This window comes from Herbiconiux gentiana, assembly GCF_024978135.1.
Taxonomy (GTDB): domain Bacteria; phylum Actinomycetota; class Actinomycetes; order Actinomycetales; family Microbacteriaceae; genus Herbiconiux; species Herbiconiux gentiana.
The window spans coordinates 1-22,821 of sequence record NZ_JANTEZ010000014.1 but is presented as its reverse complement, the minus strand read 5'-3'; the positions used below and the strand labels follow the sequence as shown (position 1 = coordinate 22,821).

23 protein-coding genes and 1 riboswitch are annotated in these 22,821 nt (G+C 70.7%); of the genes, 15 read left to right on the top strand and 8 right to left on the bottom strand.

Annotated elements, in window-relative coordinates; translation table 11 throughout:
• Window positions 1-3 precede the first annotated feature (3 nt).
• Window positions 4-1,125 carry a mannose-1-phosphate guanylyltransferase gene (locus tag NVV95_RS18285; RefSeq protein ID WP_259488017.1) on the bottom strand — a complete coding sequence of 374 codons (1,122 nt, stop codon included), beginning with the start codon at window positions 1,123-1,125 and terminating at the stop codon, window positions 4-6.
• A 150-nt stretch (window positions 1,126-1,275) separates the two neighbouring features.
• Between NVV95_RS18285 and NVV95_RS18280 the strand changes: the two genes are divergently transcribed.
• From NVV95_RS18280 to trpS, 8 genes are all read left to right on the top strand, one after another.
• Window positions 1,276-2,427 carry a glycosyltransferase family 4 protein gene (locus NVV95_RS18280; protein ID WP_259488016.1) on the top strand — a complete coding sequence of 384 codons (1,152 nt, stop codon included), beginning with the start codon at window positions 1,276-1,278 and terminating at the stop codon, window positions 2,425-2,427.
• A gap of 222 nt (window positions 2,428-2,649) precedes the next feature.
• Window positions 2,650-3,042: a succinate dehydrogenase, cytochrome b556 subunit gene (gene sdhC / locus NVV95_RS18275; protein WP_259488015.1), complete on the top strand. Its 393-nt coding sequence runs from the start codon at window positions 2,650-2,652 to the stop codon at window positions 3,040-3,042.
• A complete protein-coding gene (locus NVV95_RS18270; RefSeq protein WP_259488014.1) occupies window positions 3,042-3,491 on the top strand; it encodes a succinate dehydrogenase hydrophobic membrane anchor subunit in 450 nt (149 codons plus the stop codon). Before sdhC ends, NVV95_RS18270 begins: the two co-directional genes overlap by 1 nt.
• 34 nt (window positions 3,492-3,525) lie before the next feature.
• A complete protein-coding gene (sdhA, locus tag NVV95_RS18265; protein WP_259488013.1) occupies window positions 3,526-5,325 on the top strand; it encodes a succinate dehydrogenase flavoprotein subunit in 1,800 nt (599 codons plus the stop codon).
• Window positions 5,325-6,095 carry a succinate dehydrogenase iron-sulfur subunit gene (locus NVV95_RS18260; protein ID WP_259488012.1) on the top strand — a complete coding sequence of 257 codons (771 nt, stop codon included), beginning with the start codon at window positions 5,325-5,327 and terminating at the stop codon, window positions 6,093-6,095. Before sdhA ends, NVV95_RS18260 begins: the two co-directional genes overlap by 1 nt.
• 79 nt (window positions 6,096-6,174) lie before the next feature.
• Window positions 6,175-7,377, top strand: coding sequence for a YihY/virulence factor BrkB family protein (locus tag NVV95_RS18255; RefSeq protein WP_259488011.1), 1,203 nt, complete (start codon window positions 6,175-6,177; stop codon window positions 7,375-7,377).
• A gap of 102 nt (window positions 7,378-7,479) precedes the next feature.
• Entirely contained in the window at window positions 7,480-8,316 is an 837-nt protein-coding gene (locus tag NVV95_RS18250) for an exodeoxyribonuclease III (protein WP_259488010.1), read from the top strand.
• A gap of 66 nt (window positions 8,317-8,382) precedes the next feature.
• Window positions 8,383-9,405 carry a tryptophan--tRNA ligase gene (gene trpS / locus NVV95_RS18245; protein WP_259488009.1) on the top strand — a complete coding sequence of 341 codons (1,023 nt, stop codon included), beginning with the start codon at window positions 8,383-8,385 and terminating at the stop codon, window positions 9,403-9,405.
• Between the two features lie 97 nt (window positions 9,406-9,502).
• Here trpS and NVV95_RS18240 read toward each other — a convergent pair whose 3' ends face one another.
• Both NVV95_RS18240 and NVV95_RS18235 read right to left on the bottom strand, forming a co-directional pair.
• Complete coding sequence (locus NVV95_RS18240) at window positions 9,503-10,609, bottom strand: FUSC family protein (RefSeq protein ID WP_259488008.1); 1,107 nt, start codon at window positions 10,607-10,609, stop codon at window positions 9,503-9,505.
• 56 nt (window positions 10,610-10,665) lie between these two features.
• Window positions 10,666-11,184, bottom strand: coding sequence for a GtrA family protein (locus NVV95_RS18235; RefSeq protein WP_259488007.1), 519 nt, complete (start codon window positions 11,182-11,184; stop codon window positions 10,666-10,668).
• Window positions 11,185-11,351: 167 nt separating this feature from the next.
• Here NVV95_RS18235 and NVV95_RS18230 point away from each other — a divergent pair, with 167 nt between their 5' ends.
• The 5 genes from NVV95_RS18230 to ribH all read left to right on the top strand — a co-directional run bounded on the left by NVV95_RS18230 (window position 11,352) and on the right by ribH (window position 15,923).
• Window positions 11,352-12,107 carry a polyprenol monophosphomannose synthase gene (locus NVV95_RS18230; RefSeq protein WP_259488006.1) on the top strand — a complete coding sequence of 252 codons (756 nt, stop codon included), beginning with the start codon at window positions 11,352-11,354 and terminating at the stop codon, window positions 12,105-12,107.
• 48 nt (window positions 12,108-12,155) lie between these two features.
• Window positions 12,156-12,314: riboswitch (FMN riboswitch) on the top strand.
• Between the two features lie 71 nt (window positions 12,315-12,385).
• The gene (gene ribD, locus NVV95_RS18225; protein WP_259488005.1) at window positions 12,386-13,474 is read left to right on the top strand and encodes a bifunctional diaminohydroxyphosphoribosylaminopyrimidine deaminase/5-amino-6-(5-phosphoribosylamino)uracil reductase RibD; all 1,089 of its coding nucleotides are present in this window, start codon (window positions 12,386-12,388) and stop codon (window positions 13,472-13,474) included.
• 4 nt (window positions 13,475-13,478) lie between these two features.
• Window positions 13,479-14,099, top strand: coding sequence for a riboflavin synthase (locus NVV95_RS18220; RefSeq protein ID WP_259488004.1), 621 nt, complete (start codon window positions 13,479-13,481; stop codon window positions 14,097-14,099).
• Window positions 14,096-15,397: a GTP cyclohydrolase II gene (ribA, locus tag NVV95_RS18215; RefSeq protein WP_259488002.1), complete on the top strand. Its 1,302-nt coding sequence runs from the start codon at window positions 14,096-14,098 to the stop codon at window positions 15,395-15,397. Before NVV95_RS18220 ends, ribA begins: the two co-directional genes overlap by 4 nt.
• Window positions 15,398-15,446: 49 nt before the next feature.
• Window positions 15,447-15,923 carry a 6,7-dimethyl-8-ribityllumazine synthase gene (gene ribH / locus NVV95_RS18210; protein ID WP_259488001.1) on the top strand — a complete coding sequence of 159 codons (477 nt, stop codon included), beginning with the start codon at window positions 15,447-15,449 and terminating at the stop codon, window positions 15,921-15,923.
• Between the two features lie 85 nt (window positions 15,924-16,008).
• Here ribH and NVV95_RS18205 read toward each other — a convergent pair whose 3' ends face one another.
• Entirely contained in the window at window positions 16,009-16,821 is an 813-nt protein-coding gene (locus NVV95_RS18205; protein ID WP_259488000.1) for a ribokinase, read from the bottom strand.
• 168 nt (window positions 16,822-16,989) lie between these two features.
• Between NVV95_RS18205 and NVV95_RS18200 the strand changes: the two genes are divergently transcribed.
• Window positions 16,990-18,387, top strand: coding sequence for an MFS transporter (locus NVV95_RS18200; protein ID WP_259487999.1), 1,398 nt, complete (start codon window positions 16,990-16,992; stop codon window positions 18,385-18,387).
• An 11-nt stretch (window positions 18,388-18,398) separates the two neighbouring features.
• On the top strand, window positions 18,399-20,207 hold the full coding sequence (locus NVV95_RS18195; protein ID WP_259487998.1) for an ABC transporter ATP-binding protein: 1,809 nt from the start codon (window positions 18,399-18,401) through the stop codon (window positions 20,205-20,207).
• A gap of 63 nt (window positions 20,208-20,270) precedes the next feature.
• On the opposite strand, the gene NVV95_RS18190 is transcribed toward NVV95_RS18195, so the two are convergent.
• The 4 genes from NVV95_RS18190 to NVV95_RS18175 all read right to left on the bottom strand — a co-directional run.
• On the bottom strand, window positions 20,271-21,059 hold the full coding sequence (locus NVV95_RS18190) for a hypothetical protein (RefSeq protein WP_259487997.1): 789 nt from the start codon (window positions 21,057-21,059) through the stop codon (window positions 20,271-20,273).
• Entirely contained in the window at window positions 21,056-21,952 is an 897-nt protein-coding gene (locus tag NVV95_RS18185) for an ABC transporter ATP-binding protein (RefSeq protein WP_259487996.1), read from the bottom strand. The genes NVV95_RS18190 and NVV95_RS18185 overlap by 4 nt, the downstream gene beginning before the upstream one ends.
• On the bottom strand, window positions 21,949-22,329 hold the full coding sequence (locus NVV95_RS18180) for a GntR family transcriptional regulator (RefSeq protein ID WP_259487995.1): 381 nt from the start codon (window positions 22,327-22,329) through the stop codon (window positions 21,949-21,951). The genes NVV95_RS18185 and NVV95_RS18180 overlap by 4 nt, the downstream gene beginning before the upstream one ends.
• A gap of 38 nt (window positions 22,330-22,367) precedes the next feature.
• The coding region (locus NVV95_RS18175; RefSeq protein WP_456298768.1) for a mannosyltransferase YkcB-related protein at window positions 22,368-22,821 on the bottom strand (454 nt) is incomplete at its 5' end.

Below are 22,821 nucleotides of genomic sequence, written 5' to 3'. Positions count from 1 at the left end.
GGGTCAGAGCACGTCGCCGGAACCGCCGGCGCGCAGGGCGTCGACGACCGACTTGACCCGCTGCGCGTGCTCGCTGGTAGTGACCAGCAGCGCATCCGGGGTGTCGACGACGACGATGTCGTGCACGCCGATGAGGCTGATCACGCGCTTGGACTGCGACACGACGATGCCGCTGGACGAGTCGGCGAGCACGCGGGCGTTCTTGCCGAGGATCGCGAGGTCGGTGCCGCGCCCCGAGCTGTGCAGCTTGGCGATGGAGGCGAAGTCGCCCACGTCGTCCCAGTCGAAGTCGCTCGGGATGACGGCGAGCGCACCGGCGGCCGCGGCCGGCTCGGCGACGGAGTAGTCGATCGCGATCTTCTTCAGCGTCGGCCAGACCCGGTCGACGACCTCGCCGCGACGCGGGGTGTCCCACGCCTCGGCGAGCTCGAGCACGCCCGCGAGCAGCTCGGGCTCCGAAGCGCCGAGGTGCTCGAGCAGCTTGTCGGCGCGGGCGATGAACATGCCGGCGTTCCACAGGTAGTTGCCCGCCTTGAGGTAGCGCTTGGCGGTGGGCAGGTCGGGCTTCTCGACGAAGTGGTCGACCTTGAGGGCGGCCGGAGCTCCCTCGATGTCGAGCGAGCCGAGGCAGCGGATGTAGCCGAAGCCGACGGCGGGGTCGGTGGGCGTGATGCCGATGGTGACGATGTAGCCCGCGTCGGCGACCTGCACGGCCTGCGCGACGGCCGCGCGGAAGCGCTCGGGGTTGCTGATGACGTGGTCGGCGGCGAAGGAGCCGATGATGACCCCCGGCTCGCGCTTCTCGAGGATGGCCGCCGCGAGGCAGATGGCGGCGGTGGAGTCTCGGGGCTCCGACTCGAGCACGACGTTGGCGTCTTCCAGGGTGGGCAGCTGGTCCTCCACGGCGGCGCGGTGCGCGCGGCCGGTGACGACCATGATGCGCTGCTCGCCGGAGAGGGGCGCGAGGCGCTCCCAGGTGTCGCGGAGCAGGCTCTGCCCGGACCCGCTCAGGTCGTGCAGGAACTTCGGGGCGTCGGCCCGGGACAGGGGCCAGAGCCGCGAGCCGATCCCACCGGCGGGGATCACGCTGTAGAGCCGGTCGAGTGCCGGAGACGATGAGTTCATGTGGCACAGCCTATACAGCCGCCCGAACGGGCCATCGGATGCTCACCCCGCCGCCACGGGCAGGCCACTGCCGCGACACCACCGGTCCACCTCCGCTGCCTATCGTCGTCGACGTGGCCGGTCGGCCCCACGGCACCGCGGAGGCATGTCATGCGCGTAGCGATCATCAGCGAAAGCTTTCTCCCCACCGTCAACGGAGTCACGAACAGCGTCTGCAAGGTGCTCGACCACCTCGCGGCGAAGGGCCACGAGGCGATCGTCATCGCACCGGCCGCCGGCTCACCGTCCCACTACCGCGGCTTCCAGGTGCACGAGGTGCCGGCGGTGGCGTACCGCCAGTTCCCGGTGGGCATGCCGAGCATCCAGGTCGCCCGGCTGATCGCCGGCTTCGAGCCGGACGTGCTGCACGCGGCCTCTCCCTTCCTGCTCGGCGCCCAGGGCATCGCCGCGGCGAACCGGCTGGGCGTGCCGTCGGTCGCGGTCTTCCAGACCGACGTTGCGGGCTACGCCCGGCGCAACCGCCTCGGCTCGGCCTCGAAGCTGGCCTGGCGGGTGGTGCGCTGGATCCACGACGGCGCCGACCGCACGCTGGTGCCCTCGAGCGCGTCGCAGCGCGATCTCGAGCGGGCGGGCGTGCCCCGCCTGGCGCGCTGGGGTCGCGGGGTCGACCTCGAGCGCTACCACCCGAACAACCGCTCCCGGCCCACCGCCCAGGCGCTCTCGGCCCTGCTCTCGCGCGGCGGCCGCGACACCGTGGTGGGCTACGTCGGGCGCGTGGCCCCCGAGAAGGGCCTCGAACGGCTGGCGGCCCTCCGCGGGATGCCCGGCCTCCACCTCGCGATCGTCGGTGACGGCCCGAGCGACGAGCGCATCCGCCGCCTGCTGCACGGGATGCCGGCCACCTTCCTCGGCCGGCTCTCGGGCCGGGACCTCGCCGACGCCTACGCCGCCTTCGACGCCTTCGTGCACACCGGCACCGAGGAGACCTTCGGCCAGACCCTGCAGGAGGCGCACGCCGCCGGGCTGCCGGTGGTGGCGCCCCGGGCCGGCGGCCCGATCGACCTCGTGCGGCACGGCGAGGACGGGTACCTCTTCGATCCCGACGACCCGCGCGACCTGCGGATGCGCGTGGGCTCCCTGGTCGCCGACCCGGCGCTCCGGCGCCGCATGGGCGAGGCCGGCCGGCGCTCCGTGATCGGCACCTCGTGGGACTCGGTCTGCGACGAGCTGCTCGGTCACTACCGTGCGGTGACGGGGGCCCCGACGGTAGCGAAGCGCACTCGCGTCGGCTCACACGCCTGAATACAGCAGGGTATTCGCGAGGCGTTCTTCCGCGCGGTGACGCGGGACGAGCATCCGGCCTGCCCTGTATACGACTAAGGCCCGCCTAATACCCGTTGCCGCCGAAACGCGCATAGACTGTGAGCGGTCGATGACCGGTCTCGCTGCACTCGCGAGCGAGCGGTCACGGCCCCGACTGAAGCCAAGGAGGGTTAGTCCGTGGCCATAAATACGGCAGGGACGATGACACCGAAGCGGCCGGCCGGCACTCTCTACCGCGGCCGTGAAGGCATGTGGTCCTGGGTGCTGCACCGCATCACCGGCGTCGCGATTTTCTTCTTCCTACTCGTGCACATCCTGGACACCTCGATGGTGAGGATCTCCCCCGAGGCCTACAACGCGGTCATCTCGACCTACCAGAACCCCATCATGGGTCTGGGTGAGACGGCGCTCGTCGCCGCCATCGTCTACCACGCGTTCAACGGCATCCGGATCATCCTGATCGACCTGTGGTCCAAGGGCGCGAAGTACCAGCGCGTGATGTTCTGGGTGGTGATCGGCCTCTGGGTCGTCACGATGCTCGGCTTCGCGCCGCGCCACCTGATCAACGTGTTCAGCCATGTGGGAGGTGCCTGATGGCCACGACCATCGAGTCCCCCCGCGCCCCGCACACCGCGCGTCGCAGTCGCGGCGTGAACTGGGAGAAGTGGGGCTGGATCTACATGCGCGCCTCGGGCGTCGTGCTCCTGGTGCTGATCTTCGGCCACCTGTTCGTCAACCTCCTCGTCGGTGACGGCATCAAGGCCATCGACTTCGCCTTCGTCGGCGGCAAGTGGAGCGACCCGTTCTGGCAGGTCTGGGACACGCTGATGCTCTGGCTCGCCATGATCCACGGCGGCAACGGCATGCGCACGATCGTCAACGACTACGCGACGAAGGCGACCACCCGCAAGGTGCTCCTCGGCGCGATCCTCGTGGCCGTAGTGGCCATGATCGTGCTCGGCACGCTCGTGATCTACACCTTCGACCCCTGCCCCGCCGGGTCGCCCGCAGACCTGCTCCCGTCGTTCTGCGCCACCCGATGACCCGTCGCCTCCCGACCCGTAAGTGAGTTCTGCCGTGACCGAGTACGAAGACGGCGCCGTGATCGACGGCGTGCACTACCACCAGTTCGACATCGTGATCGTCGGCGCCGGCGGCGCCGGCATGCGTGCCGCGATCGAGGCCGGCCCCAAGGCCAAGACGGCCGTGATCTCGAAGCTCTACCCGACGCGCTCCCACACGGGTGCGGCGCAGGGCGGCATGGCCGCCGCCCTCGCCAACGTCGAGGAGGACAACTGGGAGTGGCACACCTTCGACACGGTGAAGGGCGGTGACTACCTGGTCGACCAGGATGCCGCCGAGATCCTCGCGAAGGAGGCCATCGACGCGGTCATCGACCTCGAGAACATGGGCCTGCCGTTCAACCGCACGCCCGAGGGCAAGATCGACCAGCGGCGCTTCGGCGGCCACACCCGCGACCACGGCAAGGCGCCCGTGCGCCGCGCCTGCTACGCGGCCGACCGCACGGGGCACATGATCCTGCAGACGCTGTTCCAGAACTGCGTCAAGCTCGGCATCAACTTCTTCAACGAGTTCTACGTGCTCGACCTGGTGATGACGAAGGTCGACGGGGTCGACAAGCCCTCGGGCGTCGTGGCGTTCGAGCTCTCCACGGGCGAGATCCACGTCTTCCAGGCGAAGGCCGTGATCTTCGCCACCGGCGGCTTCGGCAAGATCTACAAGACCACCTCGAACGCGCACACCCTCACCGGCGACGGCGTGGGCATCATCTGGCGCAAGGGCCTGCCGCTGGAGGACATGGAGTTCTTCCAGTTCCACCCCACCGGCCTCGCCGGTCTCGGCATCCTCCTCACCGAGGGAGCACGAGGCGAGGGAGCGATCCTTCGCAACGCGTCGGGCGAGCGCTTCATGGAGCGCTACGCCCCCACCATCAAAGACCTCGCGCCCCGCGACATCGTCGCCCGGTGCATGGTGCAGGAGGTGGCCGAGGGCCGCGGCGCCGGCCCGCACAAGGACTACGTGCTGCTGGACTGCACCCACCTCGGCGCCGAGGTTCTCGAGACGAAGCTGCCCGACATCACCGAGTTCGCGCGCACCTACCTCGGCGTCGACCCCGTGGTGGAGCCGGTGCCCGTCATGCCGACGGCCCACTACGCCATGGGCGGCATCCCCACCAACATCAAGGCCGAGGTGCTGAGCGACAACGACACCGTCGTGCCCGGCCTCTACGCCGCGGGCGAGTGCGCCTGCGTCTCGGTGCACGGCTCGAATCGCCTGGGCACCAACTCGCTGCTCGACATCAACGTGTTCGGCAAGCGCTCGGGCAACAACGCGGCCGACTACGTGCAGACCGTCGACTTCACCCCGCTGCCCCCCGAGCCCGCCAAGGCGATCGTCGACCTCGTCGCGTCGCTCCGGGCCGGAACGGGCACCGAGCGCATCTCGGCGATCCGCAAGGAGCTGCAGGACGAGATGGACAAGAACGCGCAGGTGTTCCGCACCGACGAGTCGCTGGCCTCCGTCACGAAGACCATCCACGGGCTGCGCGAGCGCTACCGCAACATCCAGGTGCAGGACAAGGGCAAGCGGTTCAACACCGACCTGCTCGAGGCCATCGAGCTCGGCTTCCTGCTCGACCTGGCCGAGGTGGTCGTCTACTCCGCCCGCAACCGCCAGGAGAGCCGCGGCGGCCACATGCGCGACGACTACCCCAAGCGCGACGACGACACCTACATGAAGCACACCATGGCGTACCTCTCGGGAGACCCCCACTCGAGCGACGCCGCCGACCACATCCGGCTCGACTGGAAGCCCGTCGTCGTGACGCGCTACCAGCCGATGGAGAGGAAGTACTGATGGCCACCGCCGTTGCCGACGCCACCGCCGGCGCCCCCGCCCCCGAAGCGCCGATCGAGGCCTTCACCGTCACCCTGATCATCCGCCGCTTCGACCCCGACGTCGACGACGAGCCGCGCTGGCAGGACTTCGACGTGCAGATGTTCGCCACCGACCGCATCCTCGACGCCCTGCACAAGATCAAGTGGGAGCAGGACGGGTCGCTGACCTTCCGTCGCTCCTGCGCCCACGGCATCTGCGGCTCCGACGCGATGCGCATCAACGGCCGCAACCGCCTGGCCTGCAAGACGCTGATCAAAGACCTCGACATCACCAAGCCCATCTACGTGGAGGCCATCAAGGGCCTGCCGCTCGAGAAGGACCTGATCGTCGACATGGAGCCGTTCTTCGCCTCCTACCGCGAGGTGCAGCCGTTCCTCCAGTCGGCCACCGAGCCGCCGAAGGACAAGGAGCGCGTGCAGTCGGTCGCCGACCGAGCGCGCTTCGACGACACGACCAAGTGCATCCTCTGCGCCGCGTGCACCTCCTCGTGCCCGGTGTTCTGGACCGACGGGCAGTACTTCGGCCCGGCCGCGATCGTGAACGCGCACCGCTTCATCTTCGATTCGCGCGACGAGGCGGCCTCGACCCGTCTCGACATCCTGAACGACAAGGAGGGCGTCTGGCGCTGCCGCACGACCTTCAACTGCACCGACGCGTGCCCCCGCGGCATCCAGGTGACCCAGGCCATCGCCGAGGTCAAGCAGGCCATCATGCGGGGCAAGCCGTAACCGGCGTCACCGTGATCGACGGGGCCGCTCGCACCTTCGGGGGCGAGCGGCCTCGTCGTCTGCGTGACAGGCTCTATGCATGAGCGACAAGCGTGCCGGTGACGCGGCCAACACCGCGGTGAAGAACGACCGGGCGACCACGAAGACCGACAGCGTCGGCCGGCCCGGGGTCGAGATCGACGAGAAGCCTCCCACCGACGCCCCGCCGACCGGCATCGCGGCACTGATCGCGAAGATCATGGCGCTGAAGCCCGTGCGGGTCCTCCTGCGCTTCGGCGCGAGCGGCGGCGAGATCATGGCGTCGGGCATGTCGTTCCAGGCCGTCTTCGCCATCTTCGCGGGCATCTGGGTGGGCTTCTCGATCTTCGGCATCGTGCTGGCGGGCAACCCCGAGCTGATGGACGCGGTGATCGGCCAGCTGAGCAACGCCATCCCCGGGCTCATCGGCGACGAGGGCGCGATCAAACCCGAGGCCCTCGCCGAGGCGCGCATCCTGGGCTGGACGGGTGCCATCGCCCTCATCGGATTGGTGCTGACCGCCGTCGGCTGGCTCGCGTCGACCCGGGATTCGATCCGCCGGCTGTTCAAGCTCGACCCGCCGACCACCAACTTCGCGCTGCTGAAGCTCAAGGACTTCGGGCTCGCGATCGCCTTCGGCATCGCGATCATCCTCTCCTCGGCCGTGAGCCTGATCAGCAACCAGGGGCTCTCGCTCGCCTTCGACCTGCTGGGCATCGACACCCGCTCGCCATTCGCCGGGGTCGTCGGCTGGCTCGTGGGTGTGCTCGTGGTGTTCGCCTTCGACACCCTGGTGCTCGCTGCGGCGTTCCGGGTGCTGTCGGGCGTCAAGATCCCCATGCGGCGGCTGCTCGCCGGCGCGGCGATCGGGGGCGCGGCGCTCGGCGTGCTCAAGATCCTCGGCAGCCAGCTGCTCGGCGGCGCCACCAGCAACCCGCTGCTGGCGTCGTTCGCGGTGATCATCGGGATCATGATCTTCCTCAACCTGGTCTGCCGCGTCATCCTGATCGCCGCCACCTGGATCGCCGTGGGAATGGAGGACGCCGGGCTCGACCCGCGCTCCCTCACCCCCGAGCAGATGGAGGTGGAGCGGCAGAAGCGTGTCGCCGAGGCGCGGGACACGCTCGTGGCGGCCGAACGGGAGCGGCTGCAGGCCGCCATCGCGACGGAGCACGGGCTCGCCCGACGTCGGCTGCGGAAGAAGCTCGAGCGGCTCGACTCGCTCGACCACGCGGAGGCCGTGAAGCTGGTCGAGAAGGGCTGAGCCCCTAGCGGCGGAGCGGGCCGGCTCGGGGTTCGGTGTCGCGGGCCGGTGCGGGGTTCGGTGTCGCGGGCCGGTGTCGGAGGCCGCCGGTACAGTGGAGGCATGCCCTCCAAGCCCCTCAGACTCGCCTCGGTCAACGTGAACGGCGTGCGCGCCGCCTTCCGCAACGGCATGGGCGCGTGGCTCGACGGGCGCGAGGTCGACATCCTGGCCCTGCAGGAGGTGCGGGCCGAGACGAGCGACCTCGAGAAGCTGCTCGGGCCCGACTGGAACATCGTGCACGACCCGGCCACCGCGAAGGGTCGCGCCGGGGTGGCCATCGCGAGCCGCGACCGGGCGAACATCCACCGCGTCACCTTCGGCGCCGACGACTTCGACAGCGCCGGCCGCTGGCTCGAGGCCGACTACGAGTGGGGCGACAAGGTCGTCACCGTGGTCTCCGCCTACGTTCACTCCGGCGAGGCCGGCACCGACAAGCAGGTCGAGAAGTACAAGTTCCTCGACGGCATGCTCGAGCACCTGCCGGCGCTGCAGAAGCACAACCCGCTGGCGGTGGTGGTCGGCGACCTCAACGTCGGTCACCGCACCCTCGACATCCGCAACTGGAAGGGCAACGTCAAGCGCGCCGGCTTCCTGCCCGAGGAGCGCGCCTATTTCGACCGCTTCGTGGGTGCCGAGGGCGACCCCGACTACAACGCGGGTGCCGGTCTCGGCTGGGTCGACCTCGGCCGCCGCTTCGCCGGCGAGGTCGACGGGCCCTACACCTGGTGGTCGCAGCGGGGGCGCGCCTTCGACAACGACACCGGGTGGCGCATCGACTACCAGCTCGCCACCCCCGAGCTCGCCGCCACGGCGACCGCGCTGACCATCGACCGGGCGCCCACTCACGCCGAGCGCTGGAGCGACCACGCCCCGGTGGTCGTCGACTACGCGCTCTAACGCTCACCTCCGGCCGCGGCCGCCCCTCCCCACCTTCACCCCCGCACACGGATGCCCGACAGGACCATGACCGAATCCATTCCCAAGCCCCGACTGCTGTCGGGCATGCAGCCCTCCGCCGACTCGCTCCATTTGGGCAACTACATCGGAGCGCTGCTCAGCTGGAAGGCGCTGCAGGAGACGCACGACGCCTTCTTCTTCCTCGCCGACCTGCACGCCATCACCGTGCCGCAAGACCCGGCCCGCCTGCGGGAGAACTCCCGCCGCACGGCCGCACAGTACATCGCGGCGGGCATCGACCCCGAACGCTCGACCCTGTTCGTGCAGTCGCACGTGCCGGCGCACGCCGAGCTGGCCTGGGTGCTGAACACCATCACCGGGTTCGGTGAGGCCGCACGCATGACCCAGTTCAAAGACAAAGCGGTGAAGCAGGGTCAGGACTCGGCCTCGGTCGGGCTGTTCACGTACCCGATCCTGCAGGCCGGCGACATCCTGCTCTACCAGGCGGTCGACGTGCCCGTCGGAGAGGACCAGCGTCAGCACGTCGAGCTCACGCGCGACCTGGCGAGCCGGTTCAACTCCCGCTTCGGCGAGACGTTCACGGTGCCGAAGCCGTACATCCTGAAGGAGTCGGCGAAGGTCTACGACCTGCAGAACCCGAGCTCGAAGATGTCGAAGTCGGCCGAGTCGGCCGCGGGGCTGATCTGGCTGCTCGACGACCCGAAGGTCTCGGTGAAGAAGATCATGCGGGCCGTCACCGACGCCGACGGCGAGGTGCGCTACGACCAGGCCGAGAAGCCGGGGCTCGCGAACCTGTTGACGATCTTCGCCATCCTCGACCACCGCTCGATCGACTCGGTGGTCGAGGAGTTCGCGGGGGGCGGCTACGGCACCCTGAAGAAGGCGCTGGCCGAGATCGTCGTCGGCACCGTCGAGCCGATCCGGGCGCGCACGCTCGAGCTGATGGACGACCCGGCCGAGCTCGACCGCATCCTCGCGGCGAACGCCGACCGGGCCGACGAGGTCGCGTCGGCGACGCTCGCGACGGTCTACGACCGGGTGGGGTTCCTGCCGCGCCGTCGGCGCTGACCGCGGTCTGGCGCCGGGTGGGGTTCCTGCCGTGCCGTCGGCGCTGAGCGCCGGCCGGAGGGCCGCGCCGGGTGTCGCCGCGGCGCGCTGCGGCCGGTCAGCGCAGGTCGGCCGAGGCTCCGACGATCTCCTCGCGCACGCGACGGAGGTCTTCGAGCAGGGAGCCGATCAGGATCCAGTGCTGCGGGTCGGGAACGATGGCCCGGAGCGGCGCGGTGAGCGCCGGCTCGAGGTCGACCGGCGGTTCGCCCGGGTCCGCCTCGGGCCCGGCCTCGTCGAGCACGAGCCGCAGGTCGTGAGCCGCGCGGCGCAGCTCCTCGGCGATCGCAGCGGCATTCGGCTCCTCGGGCAACGTGCTGTCGAAGTGGTCTGTGACCGCACGAGCCATGCCGAGCACCCGGTTCGTCACGATGCCGAGCATGGTCAGCAGCTCGACGTTCTCCCCCAGCAGCTGCCGGTTGGCGGTGCGGCGGGGGTTGAAGCGCAGGCTCTCCTCGGCGGCGTCGATGGCCTTCTGGGCCTTGGCCTGCATCGGCCGCAGCAGCCGCGCCTCGACGAGCATGCCCGTGCGGAACGGCGCGTCGGTCGGGGCGCTCAAGACGGTGGCCAGGCTGTCCATGGTGGCGGCGATCTCGCGGCCGAGCCCGGTCACGGCCTCGCGGGCCGGCTTCAGCGCCACCGGCGGCACCACCAGCCAGTTGACCACCACGCCGATTAACGCGCCGATCACCGTCTCGATGATGCGCTCGAACGCGTAGCCCGGGGTCTGCGCGCCGATCGAGAGCACCAGCATCGCGCTGATCGGGATCTGCACGGTCGAGGACTGTGGGAACCTGAGGGCCCAGCCGACGAGCAGCGACAGCACGATGGCGAGGAGGATCAGCCAGCTCGGCGCCCCGAACACCAGTGACACGAGATAGGCGACGACGACCCCCGCGATCACGCCGATGGAGCGCTCGACGGCCCGGCTGAGCGACTGGTTGACACTCGGCTGCACCACGATGATGGCGGCGATCGCCCCGAACAGCGGCGGCTGGCCGCTCGACACGAACGAGCACAGCGCCCACGCGACCACGGCCGCGACCGCCGTCTTCAGCACCTGCAGCAGCGGGGTGCGGGCGGGCGTCTGGAAGGCTCGCGCCGGGGCGAGGGAGGCCCGGGCCACGGCGGCCCAGCGGCCGGGACGGGGCTGGTCGGACGTCACCCGTCAAGCGTAGACGGGCATCCGGATGCCCGCTCGAACGGCAGGAACCAGCGCGGCTACGCGGCCGGCGTGCCGACCTCGGCGGTCTCGACCCGGGGAAGGGTGACGCGCGGCGCCCGCGTGCGGTGCTCGCCGAACACCCAGACGCGGTAGAGCACGAACCGGAACAGGGAGCCGAGCGCCAGCCCGATCACATTGCCCGAGATGTTGTCGGCGAGCAGCGAGGTGAACCCCAGCACGTAGTGCGAGAACCAGAGGCAGGCGAGGCCGATGCCGGTGCCGATCACGCTGACGACGAAGAACTCGATGCTCTCGCGCAGCATGTCGGAGCGCCGGCGGTGCCGGAACGTCCAGTACCGGTTGCCGAGCCAGTTGACCATGATGGCGAGCGACGCCGAGATGAGCTTGGCGATCAGCGGCCCCTCGTGCAGCTGCGCCGGCGCGAGCACGGTGACGACGAGGAGATTGAACACGGCCAGATCGACGATGAAGCCGAGGCCCCCGACCATGCCGAACCGGACGACCTCGAAGAAGAGGACGCGGAGTCGCGACGGCGACGCGGGGGCACTGCTCATGGGTGATCGACCATTCCTGACGTTCGGGGCGCGAAGAAGAACTTCGCAAAGAAGAACTTTGTGTATCTTCGAGGCCAATGCTGAGCGTAACTGGGGAATCTGAACGGAAAGCGACGATAAGGTTCTGAACGCTCCCCGCAAGGGCTGCCCGGAAGATTGAAGGAACTGTGGCGAAGACGATCGTCGTGATACCGACCTACAACGAGATCGCCTCGATCGCCACCGTGATCGAGCGCATCCATCTCACCACGGCCGAGACCCACGTGCTGATCGTCGACGACAACTCCCCCGACGGCACCGGCCGCCTGGCCGACGAGCTCGCCGCGGCGGACGAGCGGGTGCACGTGCTGCACCGCACCGAGAAGAACGGCCTCGGCGCCGCCTACGGAGCCGGCTTCGCCTGGGCGCTCGCGCGCGACTACGACTACGTCGTCGAGATGGACGCCGACGGCTCGCACCAGCCCGAGGAGCTCCCCCGCCTGATCGGCCTGCTCGACGGCGGCGCCGACATGGGCATCGGCACCCGGTGGATCCCCGGGGGCACCATCGTGAACTGGCCGCTGCACCGCAAGCTCATCTCGCGCGCCGGCACGTTCTACTCCCGGGTGCTGCTGCGCTCGCGTCTGCACGACCTCACGAGCGGCTACCGCGGCTTCCGGGCCGACGCCCTGCGCGCGGTCGACTTCGGCCGCGTCGACTCGCAGGGCTACTGCTTCCAGATCGAGATGGCCTGGCAGTTCGAGCGCTCCGGTGCCCGCGTGGGCGAGTTCCCGATCACCTTCATCGAGCGCGCCGAGGGCGTGTCGAAGATGTCGACGGGCATCGTGGTGGAGGCGCTGACGAAGGTCACGCTGTGGGGTCTCGCGAGCGCCGTGGGCCGGGCGCCCGAGCCGCTGCCCCTGCGGGCCGATGTCGCCCGATGACGGGCGTGCGGGTGCCTCCTCGGAATTAGAGGGTATAACTGGATGTGTAACGTGCTCCGGGGTCAGTGAGATTCTGAACCGGCGGTGACAGTCCGCGAACCGAGGAGAGCTGCTCGCAGCACTCCGCGGTTGATCCGGTGGAATTCCGGAACCGACGGTGATGACGTGGTCGACGACCGCGTCTAGTCCGGATGAGAGGCGCACGGGCGGTTCCGCGCTGCGGTGACCGCCGGCGTTCGCGCACCCATCCCCGGAGACCGTCGGAAGACGAGGACCGGATGAGCGACACGAACGACAGCACGGCACCCGCCGAGGCCGCCGCCCTTCGTCGCGCCCTCGAGCTCGCGCTGCGCGGCCCCCGTCACGGGGTGAACCCGCAGGTCGGCTGTGTGCTGCTCTCGGCCACCGGCGACGTGATCGGCGAGGGCTGGCACCGCGGCGCCGGCACGCCGCACGCCGAGGTCGCCGCCCTCGCCGACGCCTTCGCGCGCCACGGGTCGGGCGCCGCTCGGGGCGCGACGGCCGTGGTGACCCTCGAGCCCTGTGACCACCACGGCCGCACCGGCCCGTGCAGCCTCGCCCTGATCGACGCCGGTGTCGCCCGGGTCGTCTACGGCGTCGACGACCCCGGTGCGGCGTCGTCGGGCGGCGGCGAGCGGATGCGCGGGGCCGGCCTCGAGGTCGTCGCGGGCGTCGGCGCGGCCGAGGTCCAGGAGGCCATCCGCCCGTGGCTGACCGCCGTGCGGTGCCACCGCCCCTTCGTCACCGTCAAGTGGGCCTCGAGCCTCGACGGCCGTGCCGCCGCGGCCGACGGCTCGAGCCGCTGGATCACGGGTAGCGAGGCACGGGCCGACGTGCACCGGCGCCGCTCCGACGCCGACGCCGTCGTCGTGGGCATCGGCACCGTGCTGGCCGACGATCCGGAGCTCACCGCGCGCGGCGAGGGCGGGCTGCTGCCGCATCAGCCGGCACCCGTGGTGCTGGGCCGCCGGGCCGTTCCCGACGGGGCGCGGCTGCACGAGCATCCGCTGCCCCTTCGCCGCTTCGAGGAGCACGACCTCGACGCCGTGCTCGCCGCCCTCTACGAGGACGAGGTGCGCTCGGTCTTCGTCGAGGGCGGGCCGACCGTGGCGAGCGCCTTCGTCGCCGCCGGGCTCGCCGACGAGCTCGTGGTCTACCTCGCGCCCACCCTCATCGGCGGCCCCGTCACCGCCCTCGGCGAGCTGGGCGTCGACGGCATCGGCGCGCAGCGCCGCCTCACCATCACCGGGGTGGACCGCCTCGGCGACGACCTGCGGATCGTCGCCCGGCCGGCGCCCTCCCCCACCGACAGCACGGTGACCGCTGTGGTCACCACCAAGGAGTAGACCGATGTTCACCGGAATCATCGAAGAGCTCGGCGAGATCCTCGCCCTCGACCAGACCGCCGACGCCGCCGTGATCACGGTGCGCGCCCCGCTTGCGGTGAGCGACGCCCGGCACGGCGATTCCATCGCGGTCTCGGGCGTGTGCCTGACCGTCGTCGACCAGACGGCCGACACCTTCCGCGCCGACGTGATGGCGCAGACGCTGCGCATGTCGACGCTCGGCGAGCTCGCGCCCGGCAGCCGGGTCAACCTCGAGCGAGCCGCGCGGGTCGGCGACCGCCTCGGCGGCCACATCGTGCAGGGCCACGTCGACGGCACGGCCGAGGTACTCACCGTCACTCCAGGCGAGGCGTGGAGCGTGCTGCGGTTCTCGCTGCCCGACGAGCTCGCCGCGCTCGTGGTCGACAAGGGCTCCATCTCGGTCTCGGGAGTGTCGCTCACGGTGTCGGCGGTGTCGGCGCCGAGCGACGGGTCCCCGTTCTGGTTCGAGGTCTCGCTCATTCCCGAGACGCTCTCGGCCACGACGCTCGGCGCCCTCGCCCCGGGCGACCGGGTGAACCTCGAGACCGACGTGCTCGCCCGGCACGTGCAACGACTGGTCGCCCTCGAAGGGAGTGCATCATGACCGCAGTCTTCTCCCCGATGAGCGAGGTGCTCGACGCGCTGCGGGCCGGCCGGCCGGTGCTCGTCTCCGACGCCGCCGACCGCGAGAACGAGGGCGACGCCATCCTCTCGGCCGAGCTCGCGACCCCCGAGTGGATCGCCTGGATGGTGCGGAACACCTCGGGCTACCTCTGCGCACCCATGCCCGACAGCCGCGCCGACGAGCTCGCCCTGCCCCTCATGGTCGTCAACAACGAGGACACCCGGCGCACCGCCTACACGATCACCGTCGACGCCGCCTCGGGCATCACCACGGGCATCGACGCCCACGACCGCTCCCGCACCCTGAACCTGCTGGCCGACCCCGCGTCGACGCCGGCCAGCTTCATCCGCCCCGGGCACGTGGTGCCGCTGCGGGCGGTTCCCGGTGGCGTGCGGCAGCGCCCGGGCCACACCGAGGCCGCGGTCGACCTGATGCGGCTCGCCGGGCTGCAGCCGGTCGGGGTCATCGGCGAGCTGATGTCGCACGACGGCTCGGCGATGAAGCTCGACGAGCTGCGCGAGCTCGCCCGCAGCGAGGGACTGCCCATCACGACCATCGCGCTGATGGTGCAGCACCTCGACGAGCTCGACGCGGGCACGCGGGTTCCGGATGCCCGTCCCCTCACGGTCGCGGAGGCCGCCTCCGTCGACCTGGCCGCCGGGCCCTCCGACTCCGAACCGCGGGTGCAGTTCGAGGTCGAGACCACCGTTCCCACCACCCACGGCGCGCTGCGGATGCGGGCCTACCGCGACCTCGTGACCGGCGCCGACCACGTCGCCATCCTGTCGGGCGACCTCGCGGCCGATTCGCGCGGGCCGATCGTCAGAGTGCACTCCGAATGCCTGACCGGCGAGGCCTTCGGGTCGCTGAAGTGCGAGTGCGGGCCGCAGCTCGACGCGGCGCTCGACCGCATCGCGGCCGACGGCGGCGTGGTGATCTACCTGCGCGGCCACGAGGGCCGGGGCATCGGGCTGATCAACAAGCTCCGCGCCTACCGGCTGCAGGAGGACGGGCTCGACACGCTCGACGCGAACGTGGCCCTCGGTCTGCCCGCGGACGCGCGGGACTACGGTGCCGCGGTCGCGATCCTGAACGATCTGGGGGCGCCGCGCATCCGGCTGCTCACCAACAACCCCGACAAGGTCGCCCAGCTCGAGGCGCACGGCATCGAGGTCGCCGACCGCGAGCCGCTGATCGTCGGAGTCGGCGACTTCAACCGGGACTACCTCGACACCAAGCGCGACCGCATGGGGCACGCGCTGCCCGGGGCGCACTGACCCCGACCGACCACCCAGAGCCACACCCCCCCTCGAAAGGACGCACGCCATGAGCGGAGCCGGAGCACCCCAGAAGATGAACGACCTCGACGGCACGGGGCTGAAGATCACCATCGTCGCCGGCACCTGGCACACCGTCATCACCGACGGGCTGATCGCGGGGGCCCGCTCGACGCTCGAGAAGGCGAACGTCGAGATCAGCGAGCTGCGGGTGGCCGGGAGCTTCGAGCTGCCCGTGGTGTCGAAGGCGGCACTGGAGGCCGGGGCCGACGCGGTCGTGGCGCTCGGGGTGATCATCCGCGGCGGCACCCCGCACTTCGAGTACGTGTCGGATGCGGCGACCTCGGGGCTGACGCAGGTGAGCATCGTGACCGGCAAGCCCGTCGGGTTCGGCGTGCTGACGCTCGACACCGAGCAGCAGGGGCTCGACCGGGCGGGGCTGCCCGGGTCGAAGGAGGACAAGGGCGCCGAGGCGGCCGAGGCCGCCGTCGCCACGGCGCTGACGCTGCGGGCGCTGCGGGGCTGAGCCCGCGGCTGACGGCTGCGGCTGCGGGGCTGACGCTGCGGGGCTGACGTTGCCGGCGCTGCCGGGCTGACGGCCCCGGCCCCGGCTACGGCTGCGCGCCGACCCAGCCCACCGACGCCGCGGCCGCCGTCGACGCCGCCTGCATCGCGTCGGCCTCGGTGAACCCCGCGGCGAGCGCCGCCGCCAGCGTGCCGCAGTAGCAGTCGCCCGCTCCCGTGGTGTCGACCACCGTCGTCACCGCACCGGCCGGAACCTCGACGTCTCCCCAGCGCGAGCCGCGCGAGCCGAGGGTGACGAGCACCGAGCCCGGCGCCCGACCGTCGGCGCCGAGCTGCGCGTTCTCGTGCTCGTTCACGACCACCGGGTCGGCGAGGTCGAGCACGTCGGCCGGCAGCGTGGCGTAGGGCGCGACGTTCAGCACGACGCGGGCCCCCTGGGCGGCCGCCAGCCGGATCGCCTCGGCGACCACCTCGAGCGAGACCTCGAGCGAGACGAGCAGCACATCACCGGGCGCGAGCGAGCGCAGCGGGGCGAGGTCGCCCACCGTGACGCGGGCGTTGGCGCCGGGCGAGACGATGATCGTGTTCTCCCCGTCGGCGGCCACCGCGATCGCGGCGTGACCCGTGGTCACCCCCGCCGTTCGGGCGACGTGGGTCGTGTCGATCTGGTACTGCGCGAGCCGGCGGAGATACGCGTCACCGTCGGCGTCGTCGCCGACCCGCCCCACGAAGCCCACCTTGGCGCCGGCACGGGCGGCCGCGACGGCCTGGTTCGCACCCTTCCCGCCGAAGTGCTTCACCAGGTCTCCGCCGAGCAGCGTCTCGCCCGGCCGGGGGTGCCGCTCGACCGTCACCGTCGAATCGATGTTCAGCGAACCGAGAACGACCACCACGCCCATCCGGGCCTCCTTCGTCAGACGTACCTGAGCATCCTACGGGGGCGTAAAATGGCCTTTCGCGAGCGAACCTCGCCCCTCCTTGCCTCCGCATCCCTCAGCTGGTCACGACCGCGCGCCCGATCGGCGCCGTCAGCCGGGATGCTCCCCGCCGCTCTTCGAGAGACCTCCATGTCATCCACCACCGTCGACGCTCCGCCCAGCACCCCCCAGAACACGCGGGGCCGCGTCATCCTGGCGAGCCTCATCGGCACGTCGATCGAGTTCTACGACTTCTACGTCTACGCCACCGCCGCCGTGCTGGTGTTCCCGACGCTGTTCTTCGCGAACTCCGATCCCACCATCTCCCTGCTGTCGTCGTTCGCCGTGTTCGGCGTGGCGTTCGTGGCCCGCCCCGTCGGCTCGATCGTGTTCGGCCACTTCGGCGACCGCATCGGCCGCAAGCGCACCCTCGTGGCGTCGCTGCTGACCATGGGCATCGCGACCGTGCTGATCGGTGCGCTGCCCACCGGGCAGACCCCGGGCTGGGAGATCCTCGCACCGGGCTTCCTGGTGCTGTTCCGGTTCTGCCAGGGCCTCGGCCTCGGCGGCGAGTGGTCGGGAGCCGCGCTGCTCGCCACCGAGAACGCGCCGAAGGGCCGCCGCGCCATCTACGGCACCTTCCCGCAGCTCGGTGCGCCGATCGGCTTCATCATCGCGAACGTGGTGTTCCTCATCCTGAGCACCACGCTCTCGTCGGAGGCCTTCCTCGCCTGGGGCTGGCGCGTGCCGTTCCTCGCCAGCGCCGTGCTCGTGATCATCGGCCTCTACGTGCGGTTCAAGCTCGTCGAGACGCCCGCCTTCACCCGCGTGGTCGAGAAGGGCGAGGTGGCCAAGCTGCCGCTGGCCCGCGTGTTCAAGACCAGCTGGCGCCCGCTCATCCTGGGCACCTTCATCATGCTGGCCACCTACGTGCTGTTCTACCTGATGACCACGTTCACGCTGACCTTCGGCACCACCGCCTCCTCGGTCGAGACCGCCCAGGCCGCGGCCGAGGCCGCCGGCAAGCCGTTCGACGCCTCGAACTTCGTGCCCGGGCTCGGCTACAGCCGCAACGACTTCCTGATCATGCTGGTCGTCGGCTGCGTCTTCTTCGGCATCTTCACCCTGGTCTCCGGCCCGCTGGCCGAGCGCTTCGGCCGTCGCATGACGCTCATCTGGACCACGATCGGCATCGCCGCCTTCGGCCTGCTGTTCGTGCCGCTGTTCGCCGGCGGCTTCGTCGGCGTGATGGCGCTGCTCGTGATCGGCTTCACGCTGATGGGGCTCACGTTCGGTCCGATGGGATCGCAGCTTCCGGAGCTCTTCCCCGCCAACGTGCGGTACACCGGCTCGGCGATCAGCTACAACGTCGCCTCGATCCTCGGCGCGGCCGTCGCCCCGTTCATCGCGGTGGCGCTCTGGCAGGCGGCCGACGGCTCGCCCGCGCTGGTCGGCAACTACCTCACCCTGATGGCGCTGATCACCCTCAGCGCGCTGATCATCAGCCGCGAGACCCGCGACGTGGAGTTCGACACGCGCCTCACCTGAGAAAGTAGAGCATGACCCGCACCACCTCCTCCTCCAGCCCCCGCGGGCGCGGTTTCGGCCGCTCCCGCGGGGGCGCGGCCGACGACGGCCCCCGCGCCCGGTTCAGCCAGCTGCTGCCCTACCTCTTCGAGCACAAGAAGGTGCTCGGTGTCGTCGTGGCGCTGAGCATCGTGGGCGCCGCGGCCAGCCTCGCGCAGCCGCTGCTCGTCAGCCAGGTGATCACCGTCGTGCAGGAGGGGCGGGCCCTCGACATGCTGGTCTGGGCGCTGGTCGCCCTCGTCGTCGTGTCGGGCCTGATCAGCGGCTTCCAGCACTACCTGCTGCAGCGCACCGGCACGAGCGTCGTGCTCTCGGCCCGCCGTCAGCTGGTGCACCGGATGCTCCGACTGCCGATCAGCGAGTTCGACACGCGGCGCACCGGCGACCTGGTCTCCCGGGTCGGCAGCGACACCACGCTGCTCTACGCGGTGATCACGCAGGGCCTGGTCGACGCGATCGGCGGCTCGCTGATCTTCGTGGGCGCCCTGATCGCCATGTTGATCATCGACCCCGTGCTGCTCGGCCTCACCGTGCTCGTGATCGCGGTCTCGGTGGTCACGGTCGTGGCCATCTCGGGCAAGGTGCGGGTCGCCAGCCGTCGCCAGCAGGAGAAGGTGGGCGACCTCGCGGCGGCGGTCGAGCGCTCGATCAGCGCCATCCGCACGGTGCGCGCCTCGAACGCCACCGAGCGCGAGACCGCCGCGGTCGAGGCGGATGCGCGGGGCGCCTGGGAGATGGGCGTCAAGGTCGCGAAGATCTCGGCCCTCGTGGTGCCGATCGCGGGCATCGCCCTGCAGGTGTCGCTCCTCGTCGTGCTCGGGGTCGGCGGCTTCCGCGTGGCCTCGGGGGCGATCACCATCGCGAGCCTGGTGTCGTTCATCCTGTTCCTGTTCATGATGATCATGCCGCTCGGCCAGGCCTTCGGCGCGATCAACTCGGTGAACCAGGCGCTCGGTGCGCTCGGCCGCATCCAGGAGGTCATCGACCTGCCGATCGAGGGCCAGGACGACGCGGCCCTCGCCGCGAAGGCCGCCCCCGGCGCCGCGAGCGCCGACGCCCCCGCCATCGAGTTCGACGACGTGCACTTCGGCTACGGCGGCGACGACGTGCTGCACGGCGTCAGCTTCACCGCCCCGCGCGGCGGCCGCACGGCCATCGTCGGCCCCTCGGGCGCCGGCAAGTCGACGATGCTCGCCCTGATCGAGCGCTTCTACGACCCGACCGCCGGCGCGGTGCGCTTCGGCGGGGTCGACGTGCGCCGCCTCGACCGGGTCGAGCTGCGCTCGCAGATCGGCTACGTCGAGCAGGACGCCCCGGTGCTCGCCGGCACCCTGCGCCAGAACCTGCAGCTCGCCACCCCCGACGCCACCGACGAGCAGTGCGTGCGCGTGCTGCACGAGGTGAACCTCGGCGAGGTGCTCGACCGCTCCCCCGAGGGTCTCGACGCGGCCGTCGGCGAGGACGGCGTGATGCTCTCGGGCGGCGAGCGCCAGCGTCTCGCCATCGCCCGGGCCCTGCTCGCGGCTCCCCCGGTGCTGCTGCTCGACGAGTCGACCTCCTCGCTCGACGGCATGAACGAGCAGATGCTCCGCGAGGCGATCGACGCCGTGGCCGAGAACCGCACGCTGATCGTGATCGCGCACCGGCTCTCGACCGTGGTCGACTCCGATCAGATCGTCGTCGTCGACCACGGCCGGGTCGTCGGGGTGGGCACCCACTCCGAGCTGGTCGTGTCGACCCCGCTCTACCGCGATCTCGCGAAGCATCAGCTGCTCGTCTGAGGGGTGACGGCCCGAAGGTGATGGCCCGGGGCGCTCGCCCCGGGCCATCATCGGTCGGCGCGCTCAGCCCCGGGGTGTCGACCGGCGGATGAGCAGGTACCCCACCACCGCCGAGAGCACCGTGACCACGAGGCTCCAGGCCACCAGCCCGCCGGGACCCGTCTCGACGAACCAGGCTCCGACCAGGCCCCAGCTCTCGCTCAGCGTGATCGTGGCGACCGCTCCGAGCACGACCAGGGTGAGGGCGGCGAAGAACACGATCATGCCGTTCACGCGCCAGCGCTGGTAGATCGTGGCGACCACCGAGCCGACGAGGAAGCAGAACAGGAAGGCCGCGAAGAACAGCAGGAAACGCTGGTACCACGGCGCATCCTCGCCACCGAAGTAGAGCACGGTGAACATGCGCCCGCCGAGGCCCCACCCGTCCGTCGCCGTCTCGACGGTCGCGAGCACCGTGATGAAGGCGCTGTAGACCGCGGAGAGCGCGACGAAGGCGAGCAGCGAGCCGAGCCAGAAGTCACGGCGCGTGACGCTCATGCCGAGGGCGTACGGGAAGACGTAGGCCACCCCCTGCGCGCCCAGAACGATCGCGTAGACGAAGATGTAGAACGAGGCCCCGCTGTACTGCAGGCCCTCCCGGGTGTCGGCGAGGTCGGCCGGATCGGTGACCGCTCGCACGATCAGCCACCAGATCACGATGTTCACCAGCAGGATGAACAGCAGGATCATCGCGGGGATGGCGAACACCTGCCAGCGGTTGACGAGGTGCAGGCGGGCGATCGCGACGATCCGGCCGCCGCCCGCCGCCTTGGCAGCCGGGGCGGGGCGGGTGGGGGTCTCCACGGTGCTCATGCGGTCTGCTCGATTCCGGTCGGTTCGGCGGCGGCGCCGGTCTTCTGCACGACCAGCTGCTGGAGCGAGACCGGGGCGAGCTCGAGTCCGAGCTCGGCCGCCTCGCGGCGTTCGGCCGGATCGAGCCGGCCGACGGTGACGGAGGCGAGGCCTCCGAGCACGTCGCGGTGCAGCACCTCGCGGCCGCCGACGAAGGAGTCGACCGCCGTTCGGGTGCCCACCACGGTGGTGGCCGAGCCGCGCAGCGCCTCCGCCTCGTCGTCGAGGAGGATGCGGCCCTGGTCGATCACGATCACGTGCTCGAGCAGGTTCGCGACCTCGTCGATCAGGTGCGTCGAGAGCACGACGGTGCGCGGATGCTCGGCGTAGTCCTCGAGCAGGCGGTCGTAGAAGATCTGTCTGGCCACCGCGTCCAGCCCCAGATAGGGCTCGTCGAAGAAGGTGATCGGCGCCCGGGCGGCGAGCCCGACGATCACGCCGACCGCCGAGAGCTGCCCGCGCGAGAGCTTCTTGATGCGCCGGTTCAGCGGCAGCCGGAAGTCGTCGATCAAGCGGCCCGCGAGCTCCCCGTCCCAGTTCGGGAAGAACCAGGGGGCGGTGGCGAAGACGTGCTTGGGCTTGAAGTCGTCGGGGTACTTCTGGCTCTCCTTGATGAAGCTGAGCCGCTGCAGCACGCCGGCGCTCTCGACCGGAGACTCCCCGAAGACGCGGATGGACCCGCGGGTCGCGAACTCCTGACCGGTGAGCAGCTGCATCAGCGTGGTCTTGCCGGCGCCGTTGCGGCCGAGCAGGCCGGTGATGGTGTTCTCCTCGATGCGGAGCGACACCTCGTCGACCGCCCGCACCGAGCGGTAGTGCTTCGTGAGGCCCTCGGCCTCGATGACGGCGGTCATGCGCCGCTCCCCTCTGCGATCATCTGCACGAGCTGTTCGCCGGTGATGCCGAGCTTCTCGGCCTCGGCGACGAGCGGCCGCACGTACTCGGTCTGGAACTGACTGCGGCGATCGGCGATCAGCCGGTCACGGGCCCCCTGGGCGACGAACATCCCGATTCCCCTCTTCTTGTACAGGACCCCCTTGTCGACCAGGAGGTTCACTCCCTTGCCCGCGGTCGCCGGATTGATCCGGTGGAACGCCGCGAACTCGTTGGTCGACGGAACCTGGGACTCCTCGGGCAGCGCGCCGGAGACGACGTCGTTCTCGATCAGCTCCGCGATCTGCACGAAGATCGGCCGTGAGTCATCCACGGCCGTTCCTCCTGGTTGGTTCATTACTCATGTAACTAACCAACCAGGTTGTCGTCAGGGTGTCAAGGGGCGCAGTCGAAGACGTCGTTGACATCGAGGCCGGAGACCCGGGTGCAGCTCGACTCGACCCACTGCTCGATCGAGGCCGAGGCGGTGGGGCTCGAGGCCGGTGCCGTGGCGCCGCGCCCGCCGAGAGCGGTGCTGCCGAGCACGTAGCGCACCTCGCCGTCGGCGACCATCGCCTGGAACGCCTCCAGCGTCGGCACGGGGTCGAGGCCGTTGAAGCCGCCGACGGGCAGCACCGAGGCTCCGTCGGTCGCGGTGATGATCGGGGCCGCCGCCTGGGCGCCGAAGGTGGCGAGCAGGTAGCGGGCATCGCCCTGGTGCTCCTCGAGCCAGGTGATGTCGGTGCTGTCGACGGATGCTCCGCCGAGGCCGAGCGCGGCGCCGCCCGTGCGCGGGGCGGCTCCGCCGGCGGCGCCGCGGGTGCCGTCGCCGCCCGACGGTCGGGCGCCC

Bases quoted from the DNA above. Each gene is read 5' to 3' on its own strand.
- NVV95_RS18205 (WP_259488000.1), bottom strand. From the start codon at position 16,821: ATGGGCGTGGTGGTCGTTCTCGGTTCGCTGAACATCGATTCGACGGTG.
- NVV95_RS18260 (WP_259488012.1), top strand. From the start codon at position 5,325: ATGGCCACCGCCGTTGCCGACGCCACCGCCGGCGCCCCCGCCCCCGAA.
- ribD (WP_259488005.1), top strand. From the start codon at position 12,386: ATGAGCGACACGAACGACAGCACGGCACCCGCCGAGGCCGCCGCCCTT.
- sdhC (WP_259488015.1), top strand. From the start codon at position 2,650: ATGACACCGAAGCGGCCGGCCGGCACTCTCTACCGCGGCCGTGAAGGC.
- NVV95_RS18250 (WP_259488010.1), top strand. From the start codon at position 7,480: ATGCCCTCCAAGCCCCTCAGACTCGCCTCGGTCAACGTGAACGGCGTG.
- NVV95_RS18185 (WP_259487996.1), bottom strand. From the start codon at position 21,952: ATGACCGCCGTCATCGAGGCCGAGGGCCTCACGAAGCACTACCGCTCG.
- NVV95_RS18285 (WP_259488017.1), bottom strand. From the start codon at position 1,125: ATGAACTCATCGTCTCCGGCACTCGACCGGCTCTACAGCGTGATCCCC.
- NVV95_RS18220 (WP_259488004.1), top strand. From the start codon at position 13,479: ATGTTCACCGGAATCATCGAAGAGCTCGGCGAGATCCTCGCCCTCGAC.
- NVV95_RS18190 (WP_259487997.1), bottom strand. From the start codon at position 21,059: ATGAGCACCGTGGAGACCCCCACCCGCCCCGCCCCGGCTGCCAAGGCG.
- NVV95_RS18255 (WP_259488011.1), top strand. From the start codon at position 6,175: ATGAGCGACAAGCGTGCCGGTGACGCGGCCAACACCGCGGTGAAGAAC.
- NVV95_RS18195 (WP_259487998.1), top strand. From the start codon at position 18,399: ATGACCCGCACCACCTCCTCCTCCAGCCCCCGCGGGCGCGGTTTCGGC.
- NVV95_RS18235 (WP_259488007.1), bottom strand. From the start codon at position 11,184: ATGAGCAGTGCCCCCGCGTCGCCGTCGCGACTCCGCGTCCTCTTCTTC.
- ribA (WP_259488002.1), top strand. From the start codon at position 14,096: ATGACCGCAGTCTTCTCCCCGATGAGCGAGGTGCTCGACGCGCTGCGG.
- trpS (WP_259488009.1), top strand. From the start codon at position 8,383: ATGACCGAATCCATTCCCAAGCCCCGACTGCTGTCGGGCATGCAGCCC.
- NVV95_RS18200 (WP_259487999.1), top strand. From the start codon at position 16,990: ATGTCATCCACCACCGTCGACGCTCCGCCCAGCACCCCCCAGAACACG.
- NVV95_RS18270 (WP_259488014.1), top strand. From the start codon at position 3,042: ATGGCCACGACCATCGAGTCCCCCCGCGCCCCGCACACCGCGCGTCGC.
- NVV95_RS18180 (WP_259487995.1), bottom strand. From the start codon at position 22,329: ATGAACCAACCAGGAGGAACGGCCGTGGATGACTCACGGCCGATCTTC.
- ribH (WP_259488001.1), top strand. From the start codon at position 15,447: ATGAGCGGAGCCGGAGCACCCCAGAAGATGAACGACCTCGACGGCACG.
- NVV95_RS18280 (WP_259488016.1), top strand. From the start codon at position 1,276: ATGCGCGTAGCGATCATCAGCGAAAGCTTTCTCCCCACCGTCAACGGA.